Raw genomic sequence first — 9,828 nt, forward strand, 5'->3', positions numbered from 1 at the left:
AGCAGGATGAGTATTATCACCTTAAACAAAGTTACGGTTTTTGGGTTAGGAATTGACAAGCCCAAGGTACTCGAAGGCTTGCAGACATTAGGCTGTATGCACCTCATTCCTCTGCAACCGCCACCCAAAGAAACGGAATTTGGGTCAAGCGATCGCTATGAAGATGCTCAAAAAGCCCTACAGTATATTATGGATGTCCCACGACGGCGACACCAAGTGCGGGATGAGGCACAGTTCGATCTTGATCAGTTCTTAGTAGAGGTACAGGTTAATAAGCAAAACCAGAGAGAGGCAGAAGACAAACACCTTTTCCTCACTAATCGACTCAAAAACCTGGAACCTTGGGGCAACTTCACCTTACCAGACTTAGATGAGTTGAGTGGCTACCAACTTTGGTTTTACCAAGTGCCCCACACAAAAGCTAAACATATTCGGGAGATTGAACTTCCCTGGCAGATAGTAGGAGAGGATCATCTCAATGTCTATCTGGTGATCATCGCCAAAGAAGAACCACCCTCAAATGTTCTACCTGTCCCCCGCACTCGCGCTGGTTCAGTTTCTCCAGAGGAACTACAACGCCAGTTAGAACAGGTGGAAATTGAGCTAGATGAAATTCGGGCAGAGCAAGAAGCCCTGAGTCGCTGGATATTTTTGCTGTCTAAAAATTTAGTTCGTGCCGAAGATCAGGCAGTTCTACAAGAGGCGAGCGGGCAAACGAAAGAAGAGGACGGCTTCTTCTTAGTTCAGGGTTGGATGCCCAAGCGAAACTTAAAGCAACTAGAACTGTTTTCCGAGCGGGAGGGACTAGCATTCCTGGCCGAACCTCCTCAACCAGACGAAACACCACCAACGCTGATGGAAAATCCACCCACCTTGAAAGGAGGAGAAGCCCTAGTTACCTTTTATGAGACTCCCGGTTATCGGACTTGGGACCCCTCAACTATTGTTTTCTTCTCCTTTGCCCTGTTTTTTGCCATGATTCTGGCTGATGCAGGTTATGCACTGTTGTTGTGGGTAGGGCTGATCTATTTCTGGAAGGGGATGGGACAAAGTGCTAGTGGCAGAAGCACTCGCATCTATGCTGTAGTGATTCTAACTGCGTCAGTCATTTATGGAGTGATGGTCGGGAGTTATTTTGGTGTTGCACCTGCGAAGGGGTCGTTGTTAGCTCCCCTAAATGTGTTGAATCTCCAAAACTTTGATGGGATGATGCAGCTTTCAATCGCCATTGGCTGTCTGCATTTGGCTTTTGCCAACGCTGTTGTTGCTTATCGTGCCATCGGGTTTCCGGATAAAGCCAAGCCGATCGGCTGGATTTCAGTTATCTTCGGTGGCTTTACTTGGGTAATATTGGGCTGGCAGAACTTGGCTATTGGTCTGTTGGCAGGTGGGTTCTTTGTGGTCTTTTTGGGTGCTATTCTCGGTAGTAGCCAAAAATTTCCCTTGCGACTGGTCGATGGATTCGGTGCATTGACGGAAATTACCAAGCTCTTCGGGGATGTCTTGAGTTATCTGCGACTTTTTGCTCTGGGACTTGCCAGTGGTTCTCTCGCAGTTACCTTCAATACCTTGGCACAACAGGTAATGGAGGGGATGCCGATGCTAGGGCTATTGGTCGGTCTGCTGATTCTATTGCTCGGTCATTCTATAAATTTAGGTATGGCTATCTTAGCCTGTTTTGTTCATGGTGTACGTCTGAATGTGATTGAGTTTTTTAACTGGGGTCTTTCAGAGGAAGGATACCCATTTCATGCCTTTACAAAAAAGGAGCATAGCTAATGGATGAATTTGTAATTCTGTTGGGATGGTTCGGGTTATACTCTGCCGTTGGCTTAGGAGCGATCGGCAGTGCCATCGGTTGTACCATTGCAGGACAGGCAGCTATTGGTGCGATGATAGAACTCAAGGGTGGCTATGGTCGCTTTGTGGGACTTTCGGCTTTGCCTTCTTCCATGTCCATTTATGGGATTGTGGTTATGTTTGCCCTCAATCGCCCTACGATCGCACCGGAAGCTGCTGGCGGTCTATTTGGCATTGGACTGGGAGCGGGTTTAGCGTTTCTCTTTACCGCTGTTTACCAAGGTCTGGCCTGTGCCTCGGCGATCGCTGCAGCTAAAGACAAACCGGAAATCTTTGGTCTGGCTCTGGCCCCCGCTGCCATTGTGGAGGGCTTTGCTGTCTTTGCCCTTGTGTTTGCATTGGTACTAGGTCAGGGAATACCGCAGTAATACTGTTTCACGGAAGTCGTAGGGGCTAATGGTCATTCGCCCGTACAAAAGTTATGCATTAATATTTTTTGGGGTGCAAAACTTTGACACTACAGTAATTTCAGGAAATTATTTCACATAAAGTATCAGATAAGTAGCGTAGCCTAAGTTGATAAAATTGGTATAGAAGCCCTAAGCGTATCTTTACAAAGGTGAGGGTTTTTGGCTCTTGAGNGGCTTTGCTGTCTTTGCCCTTGTGTTTGCATTGGTACTAGGTCAGGGAATGCCGCAGTAATACTGTTTCACGGAAGTCGTAGGGGCTAATGGTCATTCGCCCGTACAAAAGTTATGCATTAATATTTTTTGGGGTGCAAAACTTTGACACTACAGTAATTTCAGGAAATTATTTCACATAAAGTATCAGATAAGTAGCGTAGCCTAAGTTGATAAAATTGGTATAGAAGCCCTAAGCGTATCTTTACAAAGGTGAGGGTTTTTGGCTCTTGAGTTAGGAATCTGAATTGCTGAATTGCTGAATTGGCGGAGATGGAGAAATAGATATAGAGGAAAAAGGTAGAATCTAAGCCCCTACTCCCCTACTCCCCTACTCCCCTACTCTAATTTCTATAATTTTAAATAGATCCCTTTAGGGGTTCTATAAGGAGGTTACTATTTTGACGAAAAACAAAACATCTAATTCGGCTAAGGTAGCCTCTGGTGTGGAGGCATTGATCGATCGCTTACGCAATGAAGGTGTCAATAGCGGTCGTACCCAAGCAGAACAGATCGTCCAAGAGGCGCAAGAACGCGCCGATTCGATTGTCAAGGAAGCTGAGAAACAAGCTGCTCAGATTGTCAAGCAAGCTAGAGAAGAGTCTGAAAACTTGGAACGGGCAGCCAATCAAGCTTTAGAGGTCGCTTTCCGCGATACGGTCTTGACACTCAAAAGCCAATTAACCCAAAGATTTACGGGGGAAGTGCAACGGTTAGTCGGTGCCGAAACCGAGAAACCAGAACTGCTGCAAAAGCTGATTCTGGAAGTGGTTGGTTCGGTCAAGGAGACAGTAGCTGTAGCTGAACAAGTGGAAGTGTTGCTACCCCGTAAGGTTCAAGGTCTTGAAGAACTTAGTCGTAATCCCGAAGCACTGGAGCAAGGGATACTTACCCATTTTATCCGCCTGATAAATCAAGATTTGCTGCGGGAAGGCATAAGTTTTGGTGTTACTAAGGATAACAAAGGGGGATTACAACTGCGGTTAATCGATCAAGAAGTAGTGCTAGACCTGAGCGATGCCGCCATTGCCGAGGTAATTCTTGAACATCTCCAGCCTCGTTTTCGCGCACTTCTAGAAGGGATCGTCAAATAATATCATTTCTCAAAAACTTTATCTATTTCAGAGTAGGGGAGTAGGGGAGTGTAGGGACGTTGCATGCAACGTCCGTACGGAGAAGCAAACATAAGAATAATTAACATAATTACTAGCGAAAATCAGCAAAAAAATAATTCTGATTGTATCGATCAGTTAATAACTGAAGTATCGCCCAAGTATAGCAATAATGCATGGGAATTGGTATAATATCATGTCCGCTGGTATTGTTTGTGCAAACCCAAACGTGAATATCTACAGGGAATGTAAGTTTTTCCGGCTTTTAAGCCTTCTTCCCTCTTCCTTCTTCCCTCTTCCTTCTTCCTTCTTCCTTACCCTTACAATGGCAATGCTACCGGATTTGATATAATGCCTAAATATGTCACCCTAATGTCTAGTTTACCTCCCCTCGGTCAGCTATTTGGCTCGACACAGACTCCCCTATCCCGTCTCAAGCTAGAAAATCGGTTGAAACTATTAGATGCCAAAGATGCAGAACGGCTCAACCGAATTGCTAGCTTGATTACTTGGTCAGAACAGCCAAAGGAACGAACCGATAGCCAGTTTGTTGCAGAAGCTAACCAGTTGTTGGCCGAAATTAACAACCCTACTTTGGAAGGGATTATTACTTTTCGTCTGGAACTGCGTACTATTCTTGTGGCTTTGCGTCGTCGTCATCGTGGGGAAACTGCGCCACCTGTGGGTCAATCTTGGGGAGTGGGGCGTTGGGTTAACTCTATCGAACGGAACTGGAATGATCCAGGATTTGGCTTAGACATAATGTTGCCTTGGGTTTTGGAAGCAAATCGACTGCTTAAGGCAAATGACTCAGTAGCTCTCGAACGCTTACAATTTGAACTCACCTGGAAAATGCTCGATCGCTTTAGTTTCGGACATTACTTCGATTTTGAGGCGGTGGTAATTTACCTCATGCGTTGGAGTTTGGTAGATCGTTGGACTCGTTATGATGGTGAGGTAGCGGTGGAGCGGTTTCGGCAACTGGTTGATGAAGGAATTGAAGAGTTTACAGATTTATTTGCTTAGATTTTCTGGTTTGTTATCAAAATCCTATCTCAAGCAGTGGGACTGCATACGCCAAGAGCGATCGTCTTTGACTCTGACTACTTATAAATTTTTGAGTAACTTATCATATTCACTATGCACTCCAATCCAAAACAAAACAATTGTGTCTGGTGTTTTCATAACTCCCACAGCACGCCAACCAATGCCTAATCTTACCGTTCCGGTAGCATTGGTATAATTAATATAGTTAATCTAGGAGTCAGGAGTCAGGAGTCAGAAGTTAGGAGGGAAGAGAATTTAGAAACATTCGCTCTTGGATGAAGATGAAATTTTTTTTATACCGAATTAAGGGGATTTGATATGACTTCATAGTTCATCAAAACCCATTACTCTTGTTTTTCCTTCTGATGATTCATTTAACGCTTTGCGTGCCAATTCGTCTAAGATAGAATTTTGGGGTTTGGATAAGGTTTGCTGCCATTGCAACTCGCTCTCTATATCTTCAATTAACTGTTTTGCCAGTTGGTCTTGGATATGTTCTGGCAAGTTTTGGGCTTTCTTAAACGCCTCTGTTAATAAATTTGTCATCACTAAGAACATTATCAGTTATTTTTATTGGATGGTCAATGTGTGAGTATCCGATACCCTAACTTATAATTGTATCGCAGTTGCGGTACAATATTCTGTATTAGGGTAAAAATACTGCAAATCATGGATAAATGTCAACTTCTTCTTATTCCCCAGCAGAATATAATAATGAGACTAATTCACTTTAAAGATGTCACAAATAGTTTGAAACTTTAGGTGTGAAATAATTTCCTAAAATTACTGTAGCATCAAAGTTTTAAGGCTACAAAATCTTACTTTTGACTTTTGACTTTTAACTTCCGTGAAACGGTATGAAATTGCTGATAATCATGGTATTTCTCGAAATAGTTTCAATAAACAATAATAACTATAATAACTATGGCACAAANTTTTGACTTTTAACTTCCGTGAAACGGTATGAAATTGCTGATAATCATGGTATTTCTCGAAATAGTTTCAATAAACAATAATAACTATAATAACTATGGCACAAACATTTAATCCGGCACAAGTCATTGCCGTTCAAGAAGACCTAGTTACCATTAAAAGGGCATCCACTCAGGCAAGACCTCTGATCAAAAACGAAGTGATTTATATCTGTCCCCAACGGCAAACCGAAGGTCGTGCTGAGAAACTCAAAGCAGAAGTGCTGCGCGTGCGAGGACAAGAGGCAGATGCCCAAGTCTATGAAAGTACGCGAGGTGTTGGGATTGGCGATCCGGTAGAACAGACGGGAGAACTGCTGTCTGTCACCCTCGGACCAGGTTTGCTGAGTCAAGTTTACGACGGACTGCAAAATCCTCTCTCAGAACTGGCAACAGATTACGGTACTTTCTTGCCCCGTGGGGTTTATGCCTCAGCCTTAAATCCCCAGAAAAAATGGTCTTTTATTCCTACGGTTAAAATTGGCGATCGCTTAAAAGCTGGAGATATCATCGGAACGGTCGCCGAAGGTCGCTTTACCCACAAAATTATGATTCCTTTCAATGAACCTACAGAAGTTACCGTTGATTGGATTCAACAAGGGAGTTTTACCATTGATACTCCCATTGCTCGGATCAAGGATCAAAATGGCAAAGAACGTAGTCTAACTTTAACCCAGCAATGGCCGGTACGTCGTCCTTTACCGGAACAATTATTAGACAAACGATTTTCTCAACGGCTTTATCCCCAAGAACCAATGATTACGACCCAGCGGATTATTGATACGTTTCTACCCATTGCTCGTGGCGGAACAGGTTGTATTCCAGGTCCGTTTGGCGCAGGGAAGACCGTATTACAAGGTATGATATCCCGTTTTTCGGCAGTGGATATCGTTATCGTGGTGGCCTGTGGGGAACGAGCTGGTGAGGTAGTCGAAACTATTACCGAATTCCCGAAAATGCAAGATCCCAAGATGGGGGGGTCTTTGATGGATCGGACAATTATTATTTGTAATACTTCTTCAATGCCTGTGGCTGCCCGTGAAGCGTCTATTTATACGGGTATTACTTTGGGGGAATATTACCGTCAGATGGGTTATGATGTACTGCTGATTGCTGACTCTACATCCCGTTGGGCACAAGCTATGCGGGAAACATCGGGACGACTAGAAGAAATTCCGGGGGAAGAGGCATTTCCCGCTTATTTGGATTCCTCAATCAAGGGAGTATATGAACGAGCTGGTATCATTCGCACCAATGATGGTAGTATTGGTAGTCTGACCATGATTGGGACGGTTTCTCCGGCTGGGGGTAACTTTGAGGAACCCGTTACTCAGTCTACTTTAAGCACGGTTAAAGATTTCCTGGGATTAAGTGCGGAAAGGGCTTACANTTCCCGCTTATTTGGATTCCTCAATCAAGGGAGTATATGAACGAGCTGGTATCATTCGCACCAATGATGGTAGTATTGGTAGTCTGACCATGATTGGGACGGTTTCTCCGGCTGGGGGTAACTTTGAGGAACCCGTTACTCAGTCTACTTTAAGCACGGTTAAAGATTTCCTGGGATTAAGTGCGGAAAGGGCTTACAAGCGTTTTTATCCGGCGGTTGACATTCTCATCTCTTGGTCGCGTTATCTTAAGCAACTCGCCCCATGGTTCGAGAAAAATGTTGAACCTGGTTGGGTAAAACGGGTTGAAGAAATGATTGAACTGCTGCATACGGGGAATAGTATTGAGCAAATGATGCAGGTGACAGGAGAAGAAGGAGTTACCCTTGATGATTTTATTACTTCTCAGAAAGCTCTGTTTTTGGATATGGTTTACCTTCAGCAAGATGCTTTTGATGATGTGGATGCTAGTGCGCCCCTAGAACGACAAAAAGAAACCTTTGGCCTGGTTTATGAGCTAGTTAATCGTCAATACAAATTTCAAGATAAACAAGCTGCCCGTGATTATTTTACCCGTCTAACGGGTCTTTTTAAGAACCTTAATTATGCTCACCCTGACTCTAGCGATCGCGCTAATTATTTAAAACAGATTCAAGAATTAGCTGAGTCGGTGACTTGAGATACTCCCGACGGTGTGCATGGCGCGACACTGCGGGATTTTTCGACTCGTACAGAACGAATCAAAGTGCCAAGCAGATTTGATATATAGCAGTTTTGATTATTAATATACAGTACAGAGATTTGGGGTTAAAGGAAGGAGGAAGAAGGAAGAAGTAATGCAAGTCATGAAGTGAAAACCGCTATAATTTTACCAAAAAATAAGGGTATGCGCCTCCCCTTGGATAGGGGATGAAAAAATCCAACGTCAGTATTTCAAGCCTCCGGCTTTAGTCGGAGGTTCACTGATAACTGTTAGCGCAGCTCCTCCGCAGGAGGCTAACTGATAACTGAAATGACCATCCTAGGGGTTTGGTCTCCCAACCCTGGTTTCCCAACTCTCCACCCCAAAATCTCAAAACTATAACGTTATAGTTGAGGGTCAGACCCCCCACCCCACCCCAAAAGTATAATATCAAATCTGGTAGCATTGGTGTAATTAGATAAATAGTGTGGGGAGGGTGGAGAGTTTGGGGAGATGGGGAGATAAGCTTCATATTTGGCAATGGCGCTTTTCACCAAACATTTTTTTATACCGAACCGGAGCGGATTTGATATAGTTTCACCATCCTAGGGGTTTGGTCTCCCAACCCTCCACCCCAAAATCTCAAAACTATAACGTTATAGTTAAGGGTCAGACCCCCCACCCCACCCCAAAAGTATAATATCAAATCTGGTAGCATTGGTGTAATTAGATAAATAGGCATTGCATAATTGCGGGATGATTTTGTCAGAGAGCATCAACCATAATCCCCGTGTCTCCCTGTCTCCGTGTCCCCGTGTCAGCCTCAATCATCCCAGTATTCACCAACGCCGATAAATAGTGTGGGGAGGGTGGAGAGTGTGGGGAGATGGGGAGATAAGCTTTATATTTGGCAATGGCGCTTTTCACCAAACATTTTTTTATACCGAACCGGAGCGGATTTGATATAGTTTCACGATCCTAGTGCAGGATGGGGGAAATAACTAACCAATACTTTTGACTTTTAACTTCCGCGTAGCGGCACTAGGGGTTTGGTCTGCCAACCCTGGTTTCCCAACTCTGGTCTCCCAACTCTCCACCCCAAAATCTCAAAACTATAACGTTATAGTTAAGGGTCATACCCCCCACCCAACCCCCAAAAGTATAATATCAAATCCGGTAGCATTGGTGTAATAAAACAGCAGAGCGATCGCCACTCCCTCCTAACTTCTGACTCCTGACTCCTGTAAATACCCACAATGTCCTAAAATCAATAAAGTTTATGATAAATTTAGGGACATACCAGTGGCCAAGTCAACAGAATCTAATACACAACCTCTTTCTCGCACACCTCTATATGACTTAAGTACCGAACTCAAGGGCAGAATGGTAGAATTTTCTGGATGGGAAATGCCAGTACAATACACCAGCATTAGCTCCGAACATGAAGCAGTACGCACAAAAGCAGGAATGTTCGATATTTCCCACATGGGTAAGTTTATCGCTCAAGGCCACGATTTAATTGAGAAAATTCAATATTTAGTACCTTCTGACTTGAGCAGTTTAGAACCTGGTAAAGCACNCTCAAGGGCAGAATGGTAGAATTTTCTGGATGGGAAATGCCAGTACAATACACCAGCATTAGCTCCGAACATGAAGCAGTACGCACAAAAGCAGGAATGTTCGATATTTCCCACATGGGTAAGTTTATCGCTCAAGGCCACGATTTAATTGAGAAAATTCAATATTTAGTACCTTCTGACTTGAGCAGTTTAGAACCTGGTAAAGCACAATATACTGTCTTATTAAACCCCCAGGGAGGCATTATTGATGACTTCATTTTCTATCGTCAAAGTGATGACCCCCTCACCAACGAAGCACGGGGTTTTATGATTGTTAATGCTGCCACTAAAGCTAATGATAAAGGATGGATATTAAGTCATTTAGAAGATAGTGGTGTTAAATTTCAAGATATCTCTGAGGAAAAAGTATTATTGGCTGTCCAAGGTCCGCAAGCAGAATCATATTTGCAGCAATTTGTCAAGGAAAATTTGGCATCAATTGGATTTTTCGGGCATTCAGATATTACTGTATTAGAGCAACCTGGTTTTATTGCGAGAACTGGCTACACTGGGGAAGATGGGTTTGAAA

7 protein-coding genes and 2 pseudogenes are annotated in these 9,828 nt (G+C 43.7%); 8 read left to right on the top strand and 1 reads right to left on the bottom strand.

Annotation, left to right across the window (positions count from 1 at the left end; genetic code table 11):
* The 4 genes from AFK68_RS24150 to AFK68_RS24165 all read left to right on the top strand — a co-directional run.
* Window positions 1-1,779 (top strand): V-type ATP synthase subunit I (locus AFK68_RS24150; RefSeq protein ID WP_210407592.1); only part of this gene is annotated, 1,779 nt, incomplete at its 5' end.
* Window positions 1,779-2,228, top strand: coding sequence for an ATP synthase subunit C (locus AFK68_RS24155; RefSeq protein ID WP_094673370.1), 450 nt, complete (start codon window positions 1,779-1,781; stop codon window positions 2,226-2,228). The genes AFK68_RS24150 and AFK68_RS24155, both read left to right, overlap by 1 nt.
* A gap of 653 nt (window positions 2,229-2,881) precedes the next feature.
* Entirely contained in the window at window positions 2,882-3,574 is a 693-nt protein-coding gene (locus AFK68_RS24160; RefSeq protein WP_168186630.1) for a hypothetical protein, read from the top strand.
* 369 nt (window positions 3,575-3,943) lie between these two features.
* Window positions 3,944-4,618 carry a DUF2764 family protein gene (locus tag AFK68_RS24165; RefSeq protein WP_094675749.1) on the top strand — a complete coding sequence of 225 codons (675 nt, stop codon included), beginning with the start codon at window positions 3,944-3,946 and terminating at the stop codon, window positions 4,616-4,618.
* A gap of 345 nt (window positions 4,619-4,963) precedes the next feature.
* On the opposite strand, the gene AFK68_RS24170 is transcribed toward AFK68_RS24165, so the two are convergent.
* Window positions 4,964-5,197, bottom strand: a complete 234-nt coding sequence (locus AFK68_RS24170; protein ID WP_210407593.1) for a hypothetical protein — start codon at window positions 5,195-5,197, stop codon at window positions 4,964-4,966.
* Window positions 5,198-5,669: 472 nt separating this feature from the next.
* Between AFK68_RS24170 and AFK68_RS46305 the strand changes: the two genes are divergently transcribed.
* The 4 genes and pseudogenes from AFK68_RS46305 to AFK68_RS24195 form a co-directional block, all read left to right on the top strand.
* The coding region (locus AFK68_RS46305; RefSeq protein WP_143438199.1) for a V-type ATP synthase subunit A at window positions 5,670-6,999 on the top strand (1,330 nt) is incomplete at its 3' end.
* Between the two features lie 12 nt (window positions 7,000-7,011).
* Window positions 7,012-7,677 (top strand): hypothetical protein, encoded by a 666-nt coding sequence (locus AFK68_RS46310; protein ID WP_371357536.1) that lies wholly within the window; start codon window positions 7,012-7,014, stop codon window positions 7,675-7,677.
* A 1,410-nt stretch (window positions 7,678-9,087) separates the two neighbouring features.
* A pseudogene (locus AFK68_RS46315) lies at window positions 9,088-9,259 on the top strand (glycine cleavage system aminomethyltransferase GcvT); the annotation flags it as partial.
* A 1-nt stretch (window position 9,260) separates the two neighbouring features.
* Window positions 9,261-9,828, top strand: a pseudogene (locus tag AFK68_RS24195) (glycine cleavage system aminomethyltransferase GcvT); the annotation flags it as partial.

Source organism: Hydrocoleum sp. CS-953 (assembly GCF_002260545.1).
In the GTDB taxonomy this organism is placed as follows: Bacteria; Cyanobacteriota; Cyanobacteriia; order Cyanobacteriales; family Microcoleaceae; genus Trichodesmium.